This window comes from Nocardia sp. NPDC056100 (genome assembly GCF_042266325.1).
Lineage (GTDB): Bacteria > Actinomycetota > Actinomycetes > Mycobacteriales > Mycobacteriaceae > Nocardia.
Genome location: NZ_JBHJVY010000005.1, coordinates 33,541 through 54,349, shown reverse-complemented (window position 1 = coordinate 54,349; position 20,809 = coordinate 33,541). Strand labels below are relative to the sequence as shown.

21 protein-coding genes are annotated in these 20,809 nt (G+C 67.2%); 9 read left to right on the top strand and 12 right to left on the bottom strand.

The annotated features are described in order from the left end of the window. Window positions 1-2: 2 nt before the first annotated feature. The 5 genes from ACFC0O_RS36905 to ACFC0O_RS36885 form a co-directional block, all read right to left on the bottom strand. Complete coding sequence (locus ACFC0O_RS36905; RefSeq protein ID WP_375966572.1) at window positions 3-518, bottom strand: winged helix-turn-helix transcriptional regulator; 516 nt, start codon at window positions 516-518, stop codon at window positions 3-5. Beyond that, on the bottom strand, window positions 515-2,764 hold the full coding sequence (locus ACFC0O_RS36900; RefSeq protein ID WP_375966570.1) for a molybdopterin-dependent oxidoreductase: 2,250 nt from the start codon (window positions 2,762-2,764) through the stop codon (window positions 515-517). The genes ACFC0O_RS36905 and ACFC0O_RS36900 overlap by 4 nt, the downstream gene beginning before the upstream one ends. 81 nt (window positions 2,765-2,845) lie before the next feature. Further along, window positions 2,846-5,311, bottom strand: a complete 2,466-nt coding sequence (locus tag ACFC0O_RS36895) for a phosphoketolase (RefSeq protein ID WP_375966569.1) — start codon at window positions 5,309-5,311, stop codon at window positions 2,846-2,848. A 113-nt stretch (window positions 5,312-5,424) separates the two neighbouring features. Next, window positions 5,425-5,988, bottom strand: coding sequence for a TIGR03086 family metal-binding protein (locus tag ACFC0O_RS36890; RefSeq protein ID WP_375966567.1), 564 nt, complete (start codon window positions 5,986-5,988; stop codon window positions 5,425-5,427). A gap of 48 nt (window positions 5,989-6,036) precedes the next feature. Further along, entirely contained in the window at window positions 6,037-7,248 is a 1,212-nt protein-coding gene (locus tag ACFC0O_RS36885; protein WP_375966566.1) for an alpha/beta hydrolase, read from the bottom strand. A 92-nt stretch (window positions 7,249-7,340) separates the two neighbouring features. On the opposite strand from ACFC0O_RS36885, the gene ACFC0O_RS36880 reads away from it, so the two are divergent. Further along, the gene (locus tag ACFC0O_RS36880; RefSeq protein ID WP_375966565.1) at window positions 7,341-7,916 is read left to right on the top strand and encodes a TetR/AcrR family transcriptional regulator; all 576 of its coding nucleotides are present in this window, start codon (window positions 7,341-7,343) and stop codon (window positions 7,914-7,916) included. A 13-nt stretch (window positions 7,917-7,929) separates the two neighbouring features. On the opposite strand, the gene ACFC0O_RS36875 is transcribed toward ACFC0O_RS36880, so the two are convergent. After that, complete coding sequence (locus ACFC0O_RS36875; RefSeq protein WP_375966563.1) at window positions 7,930-9,606, bottom strand: CDGSH iron-sulfur domain-containing protein; 1,677 nt, start codon at window positions 9,604-9,606, stop codon at window positions 7,930-7,932. A gap of 122 nt (window positions 9,607-9,728) precedes the next feature. On the opposite strand from ACFC0O_RS36875, the gene ACFC0O_RS36870 reads away from it, so the two are divergent. After that, window positions 9,729-10,637 (top strand): LysR family transcriptional regulator, encoded by a 909-nt coding sequence (locus ACFC0O_RS36870; RefSeq protein ID WP_375966562.1) that lies wholly within the window; start codon window positions 9,729-9,731, stop codon window positions 10,635-10,637. Here ACFC0O_RS36870 and ACFC0O_RS36865 read toward each other — a convergent pair. Next, a complete protein-coding gene (locus tag ACFC0O_RS36865; protein WP_375966560.1) occupies window positions 10,615-11,547 on the bottom strand; it encodes a DoxX family membrane protein in 933 nt (310 codons plus the stop codon). The two genes, ACFC0O_RS36870 and ACFC0O_RS36865, sit on opposite strands and share 23 nt — an antisense overlap. Before the next feature lie 282 nt (window positions 11,548-11,829). Between ACFC0O_RS36865 and ACFC0O_RS36860 the strand changes: the two genes are divergently transcribed. Beyond that, window positions 11,830-12,600: an RNA polymerase sigma factor SigF gene (locus ACFC0O_RS36860; RefSeq protein WP_375966558.1), complete on the top strand. Its 771-nt coding sequence runs from the start codon at window positions 11,830-11,832 to the stop codon at window positions 12,598-12,600. A 60-nt stretch (window positions 12,601-12,660) separates the two neighbouring features. Here the strand turns inward: ACFC0O_RS36860 and ACFC0O_RS36855 are convergent, their stop codons facing one another. Then, on the bottom strand, window positions 12,661-13,068 hold the full coding sequence (locus ACFC0O_RS36855) for a MarR family winged helix-turn-helix transcriptional regulator (RefSeq protein WP_375966556.1): 408 nt from the start codon (window positions 13,066-13,068) through the stop codon (window positions 12,661-12,663). Window positions 13,069-13,124: 56 nt separating this feature from the next. Here ACFC0O_RS36855 and ACFC0O_RS36850 point away from each other — a divergent pair, with 56 nt between their 5' ends. Then, complete coding sequence (locus ACFC0O_RS36850) at window positions 13,125-13,886, top strand: alpha/beta fold hydrolase (protein ID WP_375966554.1); 762 nt, start codon at window positions 13,125-13,127, stop codon at window positions 13,884-13,886. Here ACFC0O_RS36850 and ACFC0O_RS36845 read toward each other — a convergent pair. Continuing rightward, on the bottom strand, window positions 13,868-14,863 hold the full coding sequence (locus ACFC0O_RS36845) for an NAD(P)/FAD-dependent oxidoreductase (RefSeq protein WP_375966552.1): 996 nt from the start codon (window positions 14,861-14,863) through the stop codon (window positions 13,868-13,870). The two genes, ACFC0O_RS36850 and ACFC0O_RS36845, sit on opposite strands and share 19 nt — an antisense overlap. An 86-nt stretch (window positions 14,864-14,949) precedes the next feature. On the opposite strand from ACFC0O_RS36845, the gene ACFC0O_RS36840 reads away from it, so the two are divergent. Then, window positions 14,950-15,537, top strand: a complete 588-nt coding sequence (locus ACFC0O_RS36840) for an XRE family transcriptional regulator (RefSeq protein ID WP_364632943.1) — start codon at window positions 14,950-14,952, stop codon at window positions 15,535-15,537. Here the strand turns inward: ACFC0O_RS36840 and ACFC0O_RS36835 are convergent. After that, on the bottom strand, window positions 15,531-16,448 hold the full coding sequence (locus ACFC0O_RS36835; RefSeq protein ID WP_375966550.1) for an MBL fold metallo-hydrolase: 918 nt from the start codon (window positions 16,446-16,448) through the stop codon (window positions 15,531-15,533). The genes ACFC0O_RS36840 and ACFC0O_RS36835 overlap by 7 nt on opposite strands. Window positions 16,449-16,551: 103 nt before the next feature. Here ACFC0O_RS36835 and ACFC0O_RS36830 point away from each other — a divergent pair, with 103 nt between their 5' ends. Next, the gene (locus ACFC0O_RS36830) at window positions 16,552-17,412 is read left to right on the top strand and encodes a LysR family transcriptional regulator (protein WP_375966549.1); all 861 of its coding nucleotides are present in this window, start codon (window positions 16,552-16,554) and stop codon (window positions 17,410-17,412) included. Window positions 17,413-17,504: 92 nt separating this feature from the next. Then, complete coding sequence (locus ACFC0O_RS36825) at window positions 17,505-18,275, top strand: SDR family NAD(P)-dependent oxidoreductase (RefSeq protein WP_375966548.1); 771 nt, start codon at window positions 17,505-17,507, stop codon at window positions 18,273-18,275. A 1-nt stretch (window position 18,276) separates the two neighbouring features. Here the strand turns inward: ACFC0O_RS36825 and ACFC0O_RS36820 are convergent, their stop codons facing one another. Continuing rightward, the gene (locus ACFC0O_RS36820) at window positions 18,277-18,921 is read right to left on the bottom strand and encodes a pentapeptide repeat-containing protein (protein ID WP_375966546.1); all 645 of its coding nucleotides are present in this window, start codon (window positions 18,919-18,921) and stop codon (window positions 18,277-18,279) included. Window positions 18,922-19,053: 132 nt separating this feature from the next. Here ACFC0O_RS36820 and ACFC0O_RS36815 point away from each other — a divergent pair, with 132 nt between their 5' ends. After that, a complete protein-coding gene (locus tag ACFC0O_RS36815; protein WP_375966545.1) occupies window positions 19,054-19,926 on the top strand; it encodes an SDR family oxidoreductase in 873 nt (290 codons plus the stop codon). A 2-nt stretch (window positions 19,927-19,928) separates the two neighbouring features. Here the strand turns inward: ACFC0O_RS36815 and ACFC0O_RS36810 are convergent, their stop codons facing one another. Next, window positions 19,929-20,225, bottom strand: a complete 297-nt coding sequence (locus ACFC0O_RS36810; protein WP_375966544.1) for a hypothetical protein — start codon at window positions 20,223-20,225, stop codon at window positions 19,929-19,931. 151 nt (window positions 20,226-20,376) lie between these two features. Here ACFC0O_RS36810 and ACFC0O_RS36805 point away from each other — a divergent pair, with 151 nt between their 5' ends. After that, entirely contained in the window at window positions 20,377-20,772 is a 396-nt protein-coding gene (locus ACFC0O_RS36805; protein WP_375966543.1) for a hypothetical protein, read from the top strand. The last annotated feature ends 37 nt before the right edge of the window (window positions 20,773-20,809 follow it).

Here is a 20,809-nt window from a genome sequence, read left to right as displayed (position 1 = left end):
TATTACTCGGGATTCCCCGGCTGCGCATCACCGAATCGCCCCGTGGCGAGGGCGGTTTCGCGGTGGCGGTCGGGGAAGCCGGGGCCGAGTGACACCGAGACGTCGGCGTGGCGCAAGGGTTCGCGGCAGTGCGCACAGACCACCTCGGCGTGGGTGTCGTGGTCGCAGACGGTGTGGTGCAGCACCACCGGCGGGCCGTCGGGGGCGAGGTAGCGATCACCCCAGGCCATCATGGCCGCGATGACGGGGAAGAAATCGCGGCCCTGATCGGTGAGGTGGTATTCGAAACGGGGCGGGCGCTCCTGGTAGCGCACGCGTTCGAGCAGGCCCTCGTCCACCAGGCGGGTCAGGCGCTGGGTGAGTACATTGCGGCTCAGCCCCAGAATGCGCTCGAATTCGTCGAAACGCTTTGCGCCGTAGAAGGCTTCGCGCAGGACGAGCGGCGTCCACCAGTCACCGATGAGGTCCACCGTGCGCGCCACCGTGCACGGCCAATTGGCGAACGTCGTCCGTTTCATGCGTCCACGGTATCCAAGCGGGCCGGAACGTACTTATGCCACGGGGTGCCGACCCATTCGTCGCGGGAATCGAATTCGGTGAGTTCATTGGGCGCAGCGCCGGTGGTGACCTGTGCTCCGGTGGCATCGGTGACCGAGAGCCCGAAACCATTGGGCAGGGACAGGTGGCCGGGGCGCATGCGATCGGTGGGCTCCACCGGGACCTCGACGCTGCCGCGCCGGGTGGTGACGCGAATCAGATCACCGGAGCTGACGCCGAGCTGATCGGCGTCGGATTGGCTCATGCGCAGCGTGCCGCCGCCATCGCGCTTGCGCCACAGCGGATCCCGGACGATGGTGTTCGCGGTGAAGGCGCGCCGTTCGCCGGCGGACAGTACGAACGGCCACTGACCGTCGGCGGCGTCGAGTTCGGGCAGCGTGGCCACGACGTTCAGCAGGTCCGCCAGGTGCAGCTGGATCTTGCTGTCGCGCAGCCGGTTCCAGGTCTCCTCGTAATCGTCCTCGGTGATGACGATGCCGCGTTTACCGGTGAGGATGGCCTCGAACAGCCGCTCGCCCGCCGCCAACCCGGTGCCGTATCCGGCGCGCTCGACGCTCGCGGGGAACTTGCGCGCGCAGTTGTAGGCCGCGGCCCACAGCAGCGCGGCCGCGTCCGCACCATCGGGCAGGGTCGGTCCCAGCGTCCGATACAGCAGTACCGGAGCGAGTTTCGACTTGTTCCGGTCGGCGAGAATGCCGAGGAAGGCCATGGCGAACGCCTCACGGCCCTGTGCGAGGGCTTCGCGCAGCGGGCGATAGTCGTCCTCGGTGAGCGCTCCCGATGCCTCGACCAGACGGGCGTGGATCTCCGGTTCGGCCAGGACGCCCTCGGGCGCGGGCAGCAGCGGATGCCGCAGGTGGAAGATATTGCGCGGGAAGTCGAAATTGAAGAACGTCGCCTCGTACTTCTCGAACTGGGTGGCGGCGGGCAGCACGTAGTCGGCCTGGCGCGCGGTCTCGGTCATGGCCACATCGACCACCACCACCAGCTCCAGCGATTCCAGCGCCGCGCGCATGCGGGCCGAATCCGCCAGGGAATGCACGGGATTGCTGCTCTCGATGAACATGGCGCGATAGCGGGCCGGATGATCGGTGAGGATCTCCTCGGTGATCACATTGCACGGCACCAGACCGCTGATGATCGGCGCGCCCGCGACCGGACTGCGCGGCCCCTCCCCCGCCGGATGTCCGCGATCATGGCCGATGGCGGCCATACCGGTGAAGGCGTACTGGGTGCCGGGCTTGCCCACATTGCCGGTGAGCAGCCACACCAGCTTCTCCACGTAGCTCACGACCGTGGAGTACCGGTTCATCTGCACGCCGAGATCCTCCAGCGCCGCCACCGATTCGGCGCGGGCCAGCCGATGCGTCGCCGCCACCACCAGATCGAGGTCGACATCGGCTATGGCGCAGTACTTCTCGATCGGCACCGAGCGCAGCACCGCCGCCACCTCGTCCAGGCCGAGGGTGTGTTCGGCGAGCCACGCGGTATCGATGAGGTTGTCGCGCAGCAGGATTGCCGCCATGGCCGAGAGTAGGTACACATCGGTGCCGGGCCGCAACTGCAAATGGAAATCGGCCAGTTCGGCGGTTTCGGTGCGCACCGGATCGAGCACGATCATGGATCGCTCCGGATCGCGGCCGATCTCCTTGAGCACCGTGCGGGCGCGCGGAAACCCGTGCGACTGATAGGGATTCTTGCCGATGAAGAACGCCACCTCGGCATGTTCGACATCGGCGCGCATGGGGTAGCCGGTCATGCGCGCGCCCACCCAGAAGTCACCGGTCTTCTCCTGCGCCAGCGCACTGGAGCGGTACTTCATACCGAAGGCGGCCATGGTGGCGGGCGCGTACGCCCCGCCCAGGTGATTGCCCTGACCGCCACCGCCGTAGTAGAAGATCGATTCGCCGCCGTGGCGCAGCCCGATCTCCTGCAGGCGCGCGGTGATCTCGGAAATCGCGGTATCCCAGTCGATTTCCTCGAACTCGCCATCGGGGCGGCGGCGCAGCGGCGTGGTCAGGCGGTCGGTGCGGCCGTTCTGGTAGTGGTCCAGGCGCAGCGCCTTATTGCAGGTGTAGCCCGCCGAGGCGGGGTGCAGCTTATCGCCGCGGATCTTCTCGAAGGACCGGCCGTCCGGCCCGAGCAGCACCTGAATGCCGCAGTTGCACTCGCACAGGATGCATGCCGTGGGCTGCCAGTCCGTCATTCGCCCAGCGTAGGTGAGTCAGTTCACTTGCGCTACCCACTCGGGGAAAGTCGCGGGCCGGGCGGGGGACATCCGCCGAAATCAGGTACGCGGATACGGCCACGTCCAGTTCGCGACCTCCGGGATGTCCTCGCCGTGCTCACGGGTCCAGGCGCGGGCCGTCCAGCGCGCGTCCACCATTTCCTGGCGGAGCCCGGCGGCTCGCGCCTGCAGTCCGGGTACGCGGTCGATGACATCCATGACCAGGTGGAAGCGATCCATGTCATTGAGCATCACCATGTCGAAAGGTGTTGTGGTGGTGCCCTTCTCCTTGTATCCGCGCACATGCAAACCGGAATGGTTGGCCCGCCGATAGGTGAGGCGGTGGATCAGCCAGGGATAGCCGTGGAAGGCGAAGATGACCGGGCGATCGGTGGTGAACATGGTGTCGAAGAGGCTGTCCGGCAGGCCGTGCGGATGCTCGTCCTGGGGTTGCAGGCGCATCAGGTCGACGATATTGATCACGCGAATCCGCAAGTCCGGCAGTCGTTCCCGCAGGATCGCGGCCGCCGCCAGGGTCTCCAGCGTCGGCACATCGCCCGCGCACGCCAGCACCACATCGGGGGTGGTGCCGAGGTCGTCGTTATGGCCCGCCCAGTCCCAGATGCCAGCACCGCGCGCACAGTGCACCGTGGCCTCCGGTACCGAAAGCCAGTCCGGCTGCGGCTGTTTGCCCGCGACCACGACGTTCACGTAGTGCCGCGAGCGCAGGCAGTGGTCATAGGTGGAGAGCAAGGTATTGGCGTCCGCGGGCAGATACACCCGGACGATCTCCGGTGACTTGTTCAGCACCACATCCAGGAATCCGGGGTCCTGATGGGTGAAGCCATTGTGGTCCTGCCGCCAAACATGTGAGGAAAGCAGGTAATTCAAGCTCGGAATGGGCCGTCGCCACGGCACCGCCGCGCTGGCGTCCAGCCATTTGGCGTGCTGATTGAACATGGCGTCGACAATGTGGATGAACGCCTCGTAGCAGGTGAAAACGCCGTGCCGGCCGGTGAGCAGATAACCCTCCAGCAGGCCCTCGCACATATGCTCGGACAGCACCTCGATCACCCGGCCGGTGCGATCCAATTTCACGTCGTACTCACCGATTTCGGCCTGCCAGTCCCGGCCGGTGACGGTGAGTATGTCCTGGAGGCGATTACTGGCGAGCTCATCGGGGGCGAAGGTGAGGAAGTTGTGCGGATTGGCGGCGGTGACATCGCGCAGCCAGGTGCCGAGCACCTGTGTCGCCTCATGTTTGGTCGCACCGGGTGAGGGGACCTCGACGCCGTACTCGCGCCAATCGGGCAGGGCCAGATCGCGTACCAGGGTGCCGCCATTGGCGACCGGATTGGCGCTCATCCGCCGGTCCCCCGCCGGGACCAGCCGCAACAGCTCCTCGACCGGGCGGCCGGAATCGTCGAACAGCTCGCGCGGGCGATAGGACTCCAGCCACTTCTCCAGTACCGCGCGGTGTTTCGCATCGGTCCGGGCGGCGGGCAGTGGCACCTGATGGGCCCGGAAGGTGCCCTCCACCTGTTCGCCGTCGACGATCGGCGGACACGTCCAGCCCTTCGGTGTGCGCATGACGATCATCGGCCAGACCGGGCGGGTCGGATCGCCGGTGCGCGCGATCTGCTGGATCTCGGCGATCCGATCCATACAGTCGTCCATCGCGGCGGCCATATCCTGATGCACCGCCGCCGGATCGCTACCGGACACGATGATCGGCTCATATCCGTAGCCGCGCAGCAGCGAGATCAGCTCCGATTCCGGAATGCGGGCCAGAATCGTCGGATTCGCGATCTTGTATTCGTTCAGCGCCAGAATCGGCAGCACCGCACCGTCGCGCGCCGGATTGAGGAACTTGTTGGCATGCCAGCTGCCCGCCAGCGGTCCGGTCTCGGCCTCCCCGTCGCCGATCACACAGAAGACGGTCAGGCTCGGATTGTCCAGTGCCGCACCGAAAGCGTGCAGTAGCGAATACCCGAGTTCACCGCCCTCGTGGAAGGAACCCGGCGTCTCGGGCGCACAGTGACTCGGCACGCCGCCGGGAAAGGAGAACTGCGCGAACAACGCCCGCATCCCGTCGGCATCGCGCGGAATACCGCTGTACAGCTCGGAGTAGGTGCCCTCCAGCCAGGCGCACGCGTTCGGCCCCGGCCCGCCGTGCCCCGGTCCGGCCACGAAGACCGCGTTCAGATCCCGGCTCAGAATGGCCCGATTGGCATGCGCCCACACCAGATTCAGGCCCGGCACGGTACCGAAATGCCCGAGCAGTCGCGGCTTGATCTGCTCCGCCTCCAGCGGCTCGCGCAGCAGCGGATTGGCCATCAGATAGATCTGGCCCACCGCCAGATAGTTCGCCGCCCGCCACCAGGCATCGATGAGGCGCAATTCATCGCGCTCGAGCGGTCCGGAGCTGTGATCGAGCCGATAGGGCTCGGGCGCGACCGTCTTACCGCCCGGCCCGCCTATATTATCGGCCGAAGTGTCATCATTCGCGCTGGTCAACTGCGTCATGCACCGAACTCCTCACGCTTACGGGGTGTCGCCTGGGCGGACCTTTCGGGCGGAGATTCACGCCCAGGCTACCTGCTCCCCCGGCCGACATCCGGACATAGCCGACCTCGGATTCAGAGCAGCGCCCTGCCCGTGAAGGCCAGCAGTCGCCGGTGTACGGGGGCGACTGCCGCGATACCCACCGCCGGGCCGAACATGCCGGGTCCGCGGAAGTCGTCGAAATCATTGTCGTGCAGGATTTCCAGGAGATCGGAGGCCGCGCGCTGATCGATGAGATCCTCCCGGCCGATGGCGACCGCGAGGTCCATACCGTGCACCAGGACCTCGGTCAGGTGGATCAGGGCCGCCAGGGTGCCGGGGACCGGGCCGAAGCCCAGGCGCACCGTGCCGGACAGGGCGTCCGGGCGGTGCCAGGCGGCGCGGTCGAGGGCCTCGGCGGTGCGGTAGGCGGCGTGGTGATCGGTGGTGAGCCAATCGGATTCGTGTTCACCGCCCGGATCGGCGCCGGTCAGTTCGGCGGCGAAGATGCGCATACCGCCGACCAGGTGGTTGAGTTCGGTTCGCACATCCCACTTTTCGCACGGGGTGGGCGCGGACAGCTGGTCGGCGGCGATGGCGTCGACTATGCGGCCGGTCGCGGTGAGGGCGGTGTCGATGTAGTCGACGATGCTGGACATGGTGTGCTCCAGGAACTTTCGGATGCGACGTGGTCGGATGCGGCCGGATCAGGCGAAGACGTCGTCGAGCCAGTCGTAGACGCGGGCGTAGGCCAGGCGTTGCGCACCGGATTGGCAATGCGCGTCCGCGCCTTCGGCTTCGGTGAACTTCACCAGGGTCTTGGGGCAGGTGAGGTGGTCGTACAGCAGTTCGGGCTGGCCCTGGAAGAATCCGTCGTCCACGCCGTCACAGACCAGGGTCGGGCAGGTGATGCGCTCGGCGATGCCGTCGCGCACGTGGTAATCGAGGTAGGCGGCGCAGAATTCGCGGGCGGTGCCGATTCCGAAGGTGAACTTGCCCTGATCGACGGCCCAGCGCAGCATCGGGCTGTGCTGAACGGCCGCGTCGAGCATGGCATCGAATTCGGGATCCGAATCGGCGCGCAGGCGGCGTTCGACCTCGGCGCGCTCACCGGGCAGGTTCGCGGTGGAGATATCACCGAGGTCGTAGACGCCGTCCACGGTGATCAGGGCGGAGACGCGGGGTTCGAAGGCGGCGGCGCGCGGGGTCAGCACACCGCCCATGCTGTTGCCGAACAGGGCCAGGCGGGCGGGATCGACCTCGGGGCGGGTCAGCGCGTAATCGATGACCGGGCCGACCACGTTCTCCCAATCCGGGCGGAAGTGCAGGCCGCGGCGATGCACCGCGCCGGGCTGACCCGGGCCGTCGTAGACCAGCACGTTGTAACCGCGTTCCACGGCGGCAGCCGCACCGGAGAAGTACATCTCCTCGGCGGAGCCGTCGAAACCGTTGCACATCAGCACGGTCGGGCGCGGTGCGCCGGACTCGTCGACGCGGTAGAAGTAGCCGGGCAGGGTGGTGCCCTCGTAGGGGATGTCGATCGGCTCGATCGGCGTCACCGCCAATTCCGCTGCCGCGCGGAAGCATTCGACCTGTAGGTCGTAGGCGTGGGTGACGCGCGGATCGGCCGGATCGCCGTGCAGGAAGAATTCGGCATTGCGGTAGTAGTTCGAGGCGCGCAGGAACGCGTCCCGGGCACTGACCCGATGACCGCCCGCCAGCGAGGAACGCGCCTGTGCCGCAACCCGATCGGCGGTGGTCAGCCATTCGTCATGCCAGCTGTCGTAGTCGCCGGCCTTGATGCGATGGGTGGTCGCGACGGCCTCGCCGAAATCGGCGCCGCCGTAGGTGATGTGGCCGAGGGTGCGCAGCGTCTCGTACCAGAACTGAGTGTCCTCGGGGAAGAAAACCGGTTGCATGATCGCTCCTAAAGCAGTTGATAGCGGCGTTAAGAACAACCGTAGAAGCATGCCGAACTAAACGCAACCCCCAACTGCGTTAGAGTGTGGTCATGGAATCGGAGAAAACCCGGCGGCCCGGCGGGCGCAGCGCCCGGGTGCGCACCGCCGTCCACCAGGCGGTGACCGAACTCGCCGCCGAACGCGGCTACGGCAATTTCACGGTCGGCGAGGTGGCGGCACGCGCCGGAGTGGCCGATACCAGCATCTATCGCCGCTGGGGCACGCTGGAGGCACTCAGCGCGGACGCGGCCATCGGCTGGCTCACCGAGCATTCACCGATTCCCGATACCGGCAGCCTGACCACGGACCTGCGCGGTTTCGCGGCGAAGGTCGCCTCGGATGTGTCCGGTCCGGGCGGGCTCGGGGTGCTGCGGCTGGCGATGGCGCTGACCAATGCCGGGGAAACCGGTCAGCAGGCCCGAAATCAGTTCCTCATGGCGCGTTTCGAACAATTGCGCACCATGGTGGACCGGGCGACCGCCAGGGGTGAGCGGGCACCGGATCCGATGGACATCGTGGACCACATACTGGCCCCGATCTATGTCCGGACCCTGTTCGGCATGGGGCCGCTCGACCCCGGATACACGAACGGATTGGCCGACCGGCTGGTCGACCAATCCGCGTGAATCACAAGGGAACTCAGGCCGGACAGCCGTCCTTGATCCATGCCTCGAAGGCGTCCACGTGCTCCGCGGGCCAGGCACCGTCGCACGGCATCGACCCCTGCCGCAGGCGGGTGAGAATGCCGTCGGCGTGTTGGGTCACGTCATCGTGCGACCACAGATCGAACACCCAGCTCATGGATTTGCGATCCATCTCGCGGAACAGCGGTTTGATGTGCTCGGCGAATCCGATCGGCTCACCGGCCGACGGCAGCACGGCCGACTGCTCGGCCTTGGGCGCGAGCGCCGAAATACGTGATCCCGGAGTCGCATTGCAGACCCACCACCAGCGCGGCACCGGCATATGCGGCGGCGGATTCGCACCCGGCTGGGAGTTCTCCACCGCGATGCGCGAACCCCATTCGACATAGGCGGCGAAGGCGGCGCGGAACTCCGGATCGCGCGGCAGGCCCGCGTCATCGGCGGCCCGCGAGATGAGCTGGGCCCAGCGGGCGCGCCACTGTTCGGTCAGCGCCTTACCAGCATGCTCGGCGACCATATGGTCGTAACCGCCGTAATGCTCGGTGTAAAGCTGTGGCCCGCCGAAGGTTTCGGTCAGCCAGGCGGCCACTCGCTCCGGATGGTCGGGGGACATGCGGGCGAACAGCGGGGCCAGCAGATCGTCCTGCGCCACGTATTTGCCGTAGAAGATCTTGGTCATTCGGGTGAGCGCGGGCAGCCCGCCCGCCCACTCGTAGAGCGAGGGCTCCTCCGACAGCGGCGGATCGCGGAATTCGACGTAGTAGTGCATACCGCTGCAGAACGGCTTGTTGCGGGACTGACCGCATCGGCACAGGCTGTAGTGCTCGCGGGCGTCATCGCCATCGAGCGGTACGCCGCCGGTGATCCGGTACGGACCGTCCTTGGACACCTCGATGGCCGGATCCCGGTGCGGGAGCACCACTTGCGGACTGCCCAGCGCACCGGACGGGCAGGCGCGCACCGCCGCGGTGAGCTCATCGGCGCGAGCGCCGCTTGGGGCCACGAAGGGCTCCTCGGTGGCGCGGAAGGCGGTGGGCACCCGGTCGGTGCAGAAACCCGAATGCGCGCAGATACCGCGATTGTCGGTGATGGTCATCCCGACCCCGGGATAGGTGTCGAGCCGATCCGGCACGCGCTCGGGATCCTTCGCGCCGCTGAACCCGATCCGGGCATGGCTGCCATCGCACAGCGGCTTCATTTCCGAAGCGCCGCAACGGCACAGCGCCATCTGCGGGAAGGTGCGCACGGGTTCGCCGAGCCAGTTGGTGAGCTGTTCCGGGTTCGTGACCAGGTACGGACCGTCCGGGGACACATCGATATGCGTCGGCGAAACACCCTGAATCTCAGTGAGTTCGGCGATACGCGCGGTCAAAACCTGTTCGTCCGAAGCGAATACGCACGCCAGATGCTGGAGCGCGGCCACCGCCTCCAGCAATTCGGGCTGATCGTTGCCCGCGCGCAGGCGGGTGGCGTCCTTGGCCAGCTCCCAGAGTCGCGATTCCGGTTCACCCGACTCGGGTTCGCCTGCGGCGGAGTCTGTTTCACCGACCGCGGCGGCCAGCGGGCGGATCACCGAATCGGCCAGCGGGGTCGCGCCCTCGACGAGTTCACCATCGAGCTGACGGGCACGAGCCAGCAGTGTGCGGAGTTCGTTCTGGATGGCGGTGGTCAAGGCGGCCCTTCCCTCGGCGCGAACGGATATCCACCTCGAAGAATGGCCCACTTCCAGGCTCGGGAACAACGACCGTTCGCTCAACGCTTACGTAGTGCCACTCAGGAAACGAGCGAAGGACCATGGAGCTCTACGAAATCGAGGGATTCCTCGCGGTCGCGGAACACCTGCATTTCGGGCGCGCCGCCGAACAGCTACACGTCTCCCCCAGCCGGGTCAGCCAGACCATCGGACAGCTCGAGCGCCGGGTGGGCGCACAACTGTTCCGGCGCACCACCCGGCGGGTCGCCCTCACCCGCATAGGCGAGCAACTACTCAGCGATCTGCGGCCCGGACACGAACAGATCCAGCAGGCCATCCGGCGGGCCATCGGCGCGGGCCGGGGTTTCGCGGGCACGCTCACCGTGGGATTCATCGGCGCGGCCGCCGGACAGCTCTGTCACGCCACCGCCGCGAGCTTTCGCGCCGACCACCCCGAAACCGAGCTGAATATCCGCGACGCCCAGCTCACCGACGGATTGCGCTGGTTCAGCAGCGGTTTCGACATGGTGCTGGTGAGCAGGCCCATCGAGGATCCGGGCCTGGTGCACGGTCCGGTGCTGATCACCGAACCGCGCGTGCTCGCCGTATCCGTGACGCATCCGCTGGCGAGCCGGGACAAGATCGAACCGGAGGATCTCGCGACGGTGACGCTGCTGGACGTGCCCGATACCGTGCCGCGCTCGTGGATCGAGGACCACATTCCCGGCGAAACCCCTTCCGGCAGGCCCATTCCGCGCGGCCGCGTCACGCACACCTTTCAGGAGGTGCTCGCCAGTATCGGCGCGGGTGAGGGCGCGTTCATCTGCGGCGCGCAGGTGGATCGGTTCTATCGGCGACCCGATATCGCGTTCGTACCGATCATCGAAACCCCGCCCATGCAGTGGGGTTTCACCTGGCGCGCCTGTGATGAGACCGCCCGCATCCGCGCCTTCGACGCCGGTGCGCACGCCGTCGCGATGGGAAATATCAAGCGCGCCAACGAGATGTGAACGACTTGCGCGCGGGCAGCTCCTCGCCGCGCTCACGCACCCGCTCGGCCAGTTCGGCACCGCGATCCTTGACCACCTCGCCCAGATCCGCGCCCCGATCCTTGACCACCTCGGCCAGCGCCGCACCGCGATCCTTGACCACCTCCGACAGCACCGACCCTCGATCCTTGACCACGTCCGAGAGCACCGCGCCCCGATCCTTGACCACGTCCGAGAGCACCGCGCCGCGATCCTTCATCACGTCGGCGATTTCCGCGCCGCGATCCCTGGCGAACTCGGAGAGCTCCGCGGCGCGCTCGCGGGCCGTCTCGGCCAACTGCGGGCCGTGATCCTTGGCGAATTCGGCCAGGTGCGAGCCCTGTACCTGGGCACGCTCGGCCAGATGCGCACCGGATTCCTGTGCGCGCTCGGCGAGCTGCGCGCCGTGCGTCTGTGCCGCATCGGCCAGACCCGCCGTTCCGGCGGCTGCACGTCCGGCCAGCTTCTTCCATCCGGGGGTACCGCGCCCGCCGACATCGCCCGAGGCGATGAGCAGACCGCCGAGCAGGCTCACATCCTTCAGGAATCCCACCCGCTTGGCCGATCGCAAAGCCGGATCGTTCTCGGCCCAGAAATCCTGTTCGGTGAGCGTCGCGGGAATCACGGTGGCCGCGAGCACCGCCGCGGCCAGCCGGGGCACCCGCCCGAAGGCCAGCAGCACGCCACCGCCCACCTGCACCATGGCATTGATGCGCACCGCGCGCTCGGGTTCGGGCAGCCGGTCCGCGTAGCGCTCGGGTAATGCGCGCTGCGCCTGTTGCACCCGCACCGTGGCGGCCTTGGCGCGCTGCTGCGGATTGGCGAGGGTGTCCAATCCGTCGGCAATGAAGGCCGTGGCCAGGAGCGGGCGGGCAAGTCGTCGCATCAACATGTGAGGGGTTCCTTCCGGGTCGCCGTTATTCCGGCGATACCCGGATCGGGCTCGATAAACCCCCCGGTGGATAGCGTGTTATCGGAATCTCGGTTTGACAACGAGCGCGCTGGGTACCCGCAGGGAAGGTTGATAACACAGCCGATCCCGGCGCGGCCCGCAGTCCCTGCGGCCGCACCAGTGCGACAGCCGATTTTTCCGCCGCGGCATCCGCGACGCGACGCAGCCGACCTCCCTCAGCGAGAGGTCACGAGCGAATCGGCGGAAGTCGGAGTGCAACCGATGAGCGAGAACAGCTACGACAATATCGAGGCGGCTTTCGAAGAGCTCGCCATCGCCGTAGAGGATCACGACCCCAAGCGAGAAGCGTTGCGCGAGCGCATCATTCAACGCTGCCTGCCACTCGCCGACCATATCGCGCGCCGATTCGCCGGGCGCGGTGAGGGATTCGACGATCTGCAACAGGTGGCACGGGTGGGGTTGGTGCAGGCCGTCGCTCGCTATGACGTCTCGCGCGGTTCGACCTTCCTGTCCTTCGCCATCCCCACCATCATGGGCGAGGTGCGCCGGCATTTCCGCGACTACACCTGGTCGGTACGAGTTCCGCGCCGCACCAAGGAGATTCAGCTCCAGATCGGCGGCGCGGTGGAGCGCCTCGCGCAGCGCCTGGGCCGGATGCCCAAGGCCCGCGAGATCGCCGCCGAACTCGGCGTCGACCTGCTCGAGGTCACCCAGGCACTGGTCGCCGCCAACGCCTATCAGACCTCCTCGCTGGACGCGTACACCAGCGATGACGGCGAGAACTCCCCCATTCCGCCCGCCGAAACCCTCGGCGGCGAGGATCCCGATTACGAACTCATCGAACAGCGCATGGCGGTGCGCCCGCACCTGATCGAACTCGGCGACCGTGAGCGCGACATCCTGACCATGCGCTATCTCGAATGCAAGACGCAGAAGCAGATCGCCGATTGCCTCGGCATCTCGCAGATGCACGTCTCGCGCATTCTCACCAGGACGCTGACCCAGCTCCGCGAGGACGCCCTGGCCGACTGACGTGAACCGCCCGGCCAGCGCCGATGCGAGCCGCTCGTCAGCGCCGATGTGAGCCACTCGTCAGTGCGTTCCCACGCGTTCGAGCAGTCCGCGCAGGGTGGCGCGTTCGGCGGCGGACAGCGCGGCGAAGGATTCGGCCAGTACAGCGTCGGCGACGCGGTTGGCGGCGGCGAGCGTGCGTTCGCCCTCCGGGGTCAGCCGATGCTCGATGGCTCGCCCGCGACCGGGCGCACGCTCGATCAAATCGCGGGCCAGCAGGCGAGTGGCCAGGGTGCCGAACGACTGTTCGCTCTGAAAAGTCTGCTCCGCCAGTGCCCGCGCGGTGGAGCCGGGCGTGCGGTCGATGGCGCGCAGGGCATCCCATTGGGCGAGCGTGCTGCCCACCTCCGTGAGGGCGGTGTCAAGGGCGCGGTGGTGGCGGTACTGGGCTTGTTTGATCGCCCGCCCCAGGGCTTGCAGATCAGGCATGGACAGAACCATATCAGGTGACTAAGGTTGTTTATATCAACATGTTTAGTCAGTGAATGGGGATGACATCCATGGACGAAATCGGCAGCGGCCCAGCCACTCTCGTACTGCACGGCGGTGCGGGGCCATTCAGCGTGGCGACCCTCACCGAACATCTGGGGCGTACCCGGCGGGTGCTCACACCCACCCATCCCGGCTGGAACGGCACCCCGCGACCGGCGGAGATCGACACCATCGCCGATCTCGCCGCCGCCTACCTGCGCGACCTCGCCGAGCGCGGGTTGCGCGATGTGCTCGTGGTCGGCTCCTCCATCGGCGGCTGGATCGCCGCCGAGATGGCCGCCCAGGACGACGCGGGCCTGATCGGCGGGCTGATTCTCATCGACGCCACCGGGATATGGGTTGACGCGGAACCGATTCCGGATTTCTTCGCCCTCGACGCGCGTCAGATCGCCGAATACTCCTATCACGATCCGGATCGGTTCTATCAGGACCCCGCCACCGTGCCCGCCGCGCAAATCGCTGTGCGACAGGGGAATATGGTCGCGCTGCGGCATCTCGCGGGCGAGCCCTACATGCACGATCCGAGCCTGTTCGACCGGCTCGCGGCGGTGCGGATTCCCGCCCTGCTGCTGTGGGGCGCGAGCGATCGGATCGTCACGCCCGCGTACGGGGCCGCCTATGCCGCGGCCTTCGGCGATGCCCACCTCGAAATCATCAGCGAGGCAGGGCATCTGCCGCAGCTCGAACAGCCCGGGGCGACCTTCGCGCGTATCGACGCCTTCGTCGGTGAACTGGATCAGGCGCGAGCGCGGTAGGCCGCCACCGCCGCATCGGTCTCCTCGGTCACCAGATCGGCGTTGATCATCGCGCCCGCCATGGCGCCCGCGGCGGCGGAGGCTCCCACCTGGGCGGACATATCGGTGACATTGCCCGCGACCCAGACGCCGGGCACCTCGGTACGGCCGGTGGGATCGACGGCGGGCACATGCTCCCCCATACCCGAGGGGTGGTCGACGGCCTTCAGGCCCAGGGGCGCAAGGAAACTCGCGCGGGCGACCATGCGCGAGGCCACCGTCACGGCCGTACGGGGGACGACGGTGCCGTCCACCAGCCGCACGCCGACGACGTTCCCGTCGGCGGTTTCCAGTGCCGCCACCTCACCGGTCACCACCGGAATACCTCGTGCCGCAAGCTGTTCGGCCTGTTCGTCGGTGGGGGGCATGTGATGCGCGAAGTAGGTGATGTCCGGGCTCCACTGCCGGAACAGCAGCGCCTGATGCACCGACATGGGTCCGCTGCCCAGGATGCCGATGGCGCGGTCCCGAACCTCCCAGCCGTGGCAGTAGGGGCAGTGGATCACATTGTGGCCCCACTGTTCTCGCAAGCCCGGGATATCGGGCAGCTCGTCGACCAGGCCGGTGGTCACCAGCAGTCGCCGGGCGCGCACGGTCCGGCTGTCGGCCAATTCGACCGTGAAGCCGAGGGTTTCGGCATCGGCCACCGCATCGGTCCCGTCCGCGCCGTCGCGGGTGGCGGCGACCACGGTGCCCGAGATGATGTGCCCGCCGTAGCCGCGGACTTCCTCGCGACCGCGTTCGACCAATTCGGCCGGGGAGATGCCCTCGCGGGCCAGCAGCCCGTGCACTCCCTCGGCGGGGGCATTGCGCGGTGCGCCCGCATCGATCACCAGTACCGAGCGCCGGGCCCGCGCGAGCATGAGCGCACCGTTCAACCCGGCCGCGCCGCCGCCGATCACCACCGCGTCATAACCGTTCGCCAGTTGATCCGTCATCCTGACCTCCTCGTTCGTCTGCTTCGACAATGCGAGAACACCCACAATCCTGGCAACTAATGTTGCCGATACGGCAAAATCGGGGGATGGACTCCGAACTCGATCAGGCCCTGGACGCGGTCGGCCCGCGCCTGCGGGAACTGCGCCGCAAACGCGACACCACCCTGGCGGAACTGTCCGCGAGCACCGGAATCTCGGTGAGCACGCTGTCCCGGCTGGAATCCGGTGCGCGCCGGCCCACCCTGGAACTGCTGCTGCCGCTGGCCAAGGCGCACGGGGTGACCCTGGACGAACTGGTGGACGCGCCCGCCACCGGCGATCCGCGCATCCATCTGCGGCCGGTCAGCATGAACGGGATGACCATGGTGCCGCTCACCCGGCGCGCGGGCGGTATCCAGGCGTACAAGCTGGTGATTCCGGGCGGCAGCCGGCAGGAACCGGATCCGCGCACGCATGAGGGCTACGAATGGATGTACATCCTCAACGGCCGCCTGCGCGTGGTGCTCGGCAACCACGATTTCGTCATGTCACCCGGTGAGGCGGCCGAATTCGATACCCGCGAACCGCACTGGTTCGGTTCCGCAGACGGCAATCCGGTCGAATTCCTCAGCCTGTTCGGCAAACAGGGCGAACGCGCACACCTGCGTGCCCGCCCCAAACCCAAGGATCAGTGACCGGCGTGCGCGTGTTCGGCGCACAGACAGCCGATACCGTTCTCGATCCATTCGCGTCCGGCCCAATCCGGGTGCCGCGCAAGCATTATCGCGCGCACCTCGGCGATGATCGTCGCCTCGCTCACGGCGCTGTCGCGGCGAATCCAGGTCTCCTCACGCAGCAGTCGCAGATAGTCGCGGACATCGGCGAGTAGTTCCGGACCGCCGATCGCACCGTGTCCGGGGACCACCGTGCCCGGCCGCTCGGCGATGAGCCGTTCCATGACCGCGAGCCAGCCGATACCCGAGACATCGGTGTCGTACGGCGGGAACCACGGGAAGATGGCGAACTGGCCCGCCTCCACCAGATCACCGGTGAAAAGCACGTCGGCGTCCGGAATTTCGACCACCTGATCGCCGAGACTGTGCCCGCGACCGGTGGCGCGCATGCGCACCCGGCGCCCGCCCAGATCCAGTTCGTGTTCGCTCTCGTAGATCCGATCCGGTGCGATGAGCCGCACATCCTCGAGTCGTCGCGCCACCGAATCGCCCAGGCCCCGGAACATTTCGAGATATGCCGCGCCCTTGCGTTCCAGATCCAGGGCCTGCGCCCGATTGATCAGATAGGTCGCCTCGCCCGCGAACACCTCGGCACCGAAAGCGTGCTCGGGGTGGAAATGCGTTGTGGTCAAATACAATCGGCGTCCGGCCGCGTAGTCGGCCGCGAACTCCAGCACCGCCTGCGCATTACTCTGCCCCATACCCGTATCGATCACCAGCACCGCTTCGCGCCCGCCGATCACCCCGATATTGGGCACCAATTGCACGCCGTGATTCTCGATCACCACCAGATCGCGGGCGACCTCGCGAGCCTGCGCGAGGTTCACCGCCGGATCCGGGATCGGATGTTCGGGTGTCACCGCTGCGGTCATTGCACACTCCTGTCCTCGACTCCCCCTCAGTCCAGTCGTGCGGCCGCGCACCGTCCAACACCCTTTCCGGCCGCCCGATACCCCGCGGGTATCGTTGCCGCTGATGGACTTACGCACGCTGCGCTATTTCGTGGCGGTCGCCGAGGAACTGCATTTCGGCCGGGCCGCCGCCCGCCTGCACATGTCCCAGCCCCCGCTCAGCCGTGCCATCCGGCAGCTGGAAACCGAACTCGGCAGCGTGCTGCTACTGCGCTCCCCCGCCGGTGTCACGCTGACCGCCGCCGGTGCGGCGCTCTACGACGAGGCACGCGCACTGCTGGCGCAGGCCGAACAGGCCCGTGCGAAGGTGCGCGCGATCGCCGCCTCGGCCACGCTCACCCTGGGCACGCTCGGTGACAGCGCCGAACAGGTGGGCGCGGATCTGGTCTCGGAGTTCCGGCGCGTACATCCCGATATCCGGGTGCGCGTGCGCGAGTTCGACTTCACCGATCCGACGGCGGGGCTGCGGGCCGGGCTGACCGATCTGGCGCTCACCCGAACTCCGTTCGAGCACACCGGGATCGCGGTGCATCCCTTGCGCTCGGATCCGATCGGGGTGATCGTGCGCGAGGACGATCCACTCGCCGGGCGGGACCGGATCGACCTTCGCGAGCTCGCGGACCGGCAGTGGTTCCGGTTGCCCGAGGGCACCGATCCGGTGTGGCAGGCGTACTGGACGCAACCCGACCTGGGACACGCCGATGGTCCGGTGGTGCGCACCGTGCACGAGTGCATGCAGGCCGTGCTTTGGAACGGGTCCATCGGGCTCGCACCGCTGGTGCACGCGCTGCCGCGGGGATTGCGCGCGGTGCCGATCGATGACGCGATGCCGAGTCACCTGGTGGTGGCCTGGCCCCGGGCCGATACGAATCCGCTGATCGAGTCGTTCCGGCGCATTGCCGCCGAGCTGTATCGAACCGGCTGATCACCGCCGCCTAACAACCAAGCACTTGCTTGTTTTGCCTCCGTGGACTACGAATGAGGTGGTATCGCCCTGTTCACAGTCGAAGGAAGTGCATGGACGACTTCGGTCATCGGCCCGGCGCCGCACTCGTATTGGGCGCCAGCGGCGGGCTCGGACTCGCGGTGGCGCGCATGCTCATCGAGCGCGGCAGTCATGTGGGGCTGACCTACTTCCGCTCGGCGGGCAAGCTCGATCCGCTGTTCACCATTGCCAAGGAGCAGGAGCGGCGGGCCCGATCCTGGCGACTCGATCTCACCGACGCCGAACGCGCCGCCGAGGTCACCGCGCAGGTCGCGGAGGAATTCGGCGGGATCCACACCCTGGTCTACGCCGCCGGACCGCATATCCCGATGCGGCATCTGAGCCGAATCTCCCCGGCCGACTTCCGATCTCAGCTCATCGACGACGCGAGCGGCTTCTTCAACGCCGTGCACGCCGCGATACCGCACCTGCGCCGGACCCAGGGCAATATCGTCGCCATCAGCACCGCCGCCACCGCGCGCTTCCCCATCCGGGATGGGCTGTCCAGCGGCCCGAAAGCCGCTGTGGAGGCACTGGTCCGGGGCATCGCCGCCGAAGAGGGCAGGTTCGGGATTCGCGCCAATTGCGTCGGACCGGGCATGACCACCGACGGTATGGCGGAACGGCTGATCAGCTCGGGCGAACTCGACGAGCAGGCGCTGGAGATCACCCGGGGCAATATTCCCCTGCGCCGCTTCGGAAATGCCGAGGACATCGCCGAAGCGGTGTGCTTCCTGGCCTCGGATCGCGCCGATTTCATCAGCGGGCAGAAGCTCGATATCGACGGCGGCTACGGGGTGTAGCTCACCGGTCCGAGACGTTGATTCCTATGGTGTGCGCGAAGATCGGGGCCAGATCCATCAGCTGCAGACTGGTGATCGTGGCCCCGCGCAGGGACTCCACGCCCTCGTAGACGCCGATCGAACGCGCCGTGCGCAGATCCACCTTGGACAGGGTGGCCTTGCGCATGGACAGCGACTCGATCTCGGTGCCCGGAAAGGTGACCGAGGTCAGCTTCGCCTCGCTGATATCCACATGGCGCAGTACGCAATCGGTGAACGACACCTCGGTCAGGTGCGCGCCGCGCAGATTCACCGAATCGAATTTGCAGTTGTAGAACTTGACCCGGCGCAGTCGCGCGCCGAACGCCTCCACCCCCGACCAGGCGTTCATCACCAATTCCGCATCCATCCACGAGGTTTCGGACAGATCGGCGCGGGTCCACTGGGTGCCCTGAATCCACACATCGTTGAACCTGGTGTGCCGCAACGAACCACCGGTGATCGAACCGCCGGTGATGGCGCATTCGGTGAGCTGAGCGCCGCGCACCTCGGCATCCTCGAGCCGCATTCCCTCGAAGAGGGCGCAATCGTATTCGCCCTCCATGGTGATCTCATCGCGCTCCTGCAGAAAACGCGCGAACGACAGATCGGCCAAATCCCGCGGCATCGAAGATCCTCACCTCTGCTCGGCAACCAGTGCCGTCGACCGTAGTCGAACACTCCGACAGGCCCGCGCGGGGCGTAGGCTGCCACAAAGGCACGATCCGAGATTCACTTCCTCGCACCGAAAGGTACGACCGTGACGAAAATCGGAGTCACCGGAGCGACCGGCAAGCTCGGCACCCTCGTCGCCCAGCGCCTGGCCGCGGCGGGCGCGGATCTGCGCCTGATCGCCCGCAAACCCGGGAAACAGCTGCCCATCCCCGATGCCGAGGTGCGCTTCGCCCCCTACGGCGACGGTCCCAAATTCGAGCTGGCGGCCAGCGGGGTGGAAACCCTGCTGCTGGTCTCGGCCATGGAGAGCGATCTGCGCGTGGCTGAGCACACCACCGCCATCGAGGCCGCGGTCGCGGCCGGGGTGCGGCGCATCGTCTACATCTCGTTCCAGGGCGCCGCGCCCGAGGCCACCTTCACCTTCGCGCGCGATCACTGGTACACCGAACAGCAGATCCGCCAGACCGAACTGGCGTTCACGGTATTGCGGGACAACAACTATCAGATCCATCTGCCCGCGCTCGCCGATCCCGAGACCGGGGTGATCCGCGGACCCGCCGGTGACGGCCGGGTCGCGGCGGTGGCGCACGAGGACATCGCCGATGTGGCCACCGCGGTGCTGCTCGATGATCAGTTGCTGCCCAACGAGATACGCGATGTCACCGGGCCCGAGGCGCTGAATCTGGATGAGGTCGCGGCCATTCTGAGCAAGCACACCGACCGCGAGATCACCTACAAGCCCGAATCGATTCCCGAGGCGTACGAGAGCCGATCGAAATACGGTGCGCCGGACTGGATGGTCGCGGGATGGGTGACCTCCTATCAGGCCATCGCCACCGGTGAGCTCGCGACGGTCTCGAGCACCGTGGAGGCGATCACCGGTCATCCGCCCATCGCCTTCGACCGCTATCTCACCACCCATCCCGAAGTGCTGGACCGCCTTCGGAACCGAACCTGATATCAGCGCGCCGCGATGGCGGTCAGCAGATCGCGCACCACCGCCATCAGCGCGACCGGTGACGGATCCTTGTGCAGCGCAACCAGATCGTCCTGTAGCTGCTGCGGCAGGGATTCGTCCGACTGATCGGCCAGCGCCTGCCACACCTCGCGCACCTGACCCTCGCTCAACTGTGCCAGCGGCGCCACCACATCCTCGATCTGCGCCCCGTCCAACCGCGGATCCGCCGCGGCCACCCGCACCCGCGCGGCGACAGTAGGAGGCAAGTGACCGGCGACAATCTGCAGCAGTGTCTTCACCCACCCGAGCGTATGTGCCCATCCCACACCCCACCCCGCTTTCGCCGTTCCCACCACCGGTGCAACATTTTCGCTGCGGTCTTGGAATATTCACGATTCGTCGCGTAGCCTTCGGCGCAGCCGACAGCACCACCGACCCGAGGATGCGACGATGAGCCAGGCGTTCGACGCTTGGAAGCGGACCATTACGCGCGGGGCGAGCACCCGGGCCATCGCGGAACGCTTGGACAGCAATGGGCCGCGCATCAAGCGGCATCTGGAGGAATCGGATCCGCCGGTGGCGGACACGGTGATCGAACTGGCCCGCGCCTACGACGCCAACCCGGTCGAGGGGCTCATCGCCGCGGGACTGCTCACGCGCAGCGATGTCGACCACGCCGCCACCCGGGACGCGCTCAGCGCGGTGCCCATGCTGCAACTGCTCGAGGAGGCGGTGGCCCGCGAACGCCGTGCCGTCGACCGCCGCGCCCCGGAACCCGAGCGCCACCCCGACGAAACCCACGGCCGCCGCATCAAACGACGACGCATCGGCGAGGGCATGCCGTGATGACGCACCTCGCTCACACCCGCTCGGCTCGGCTCTC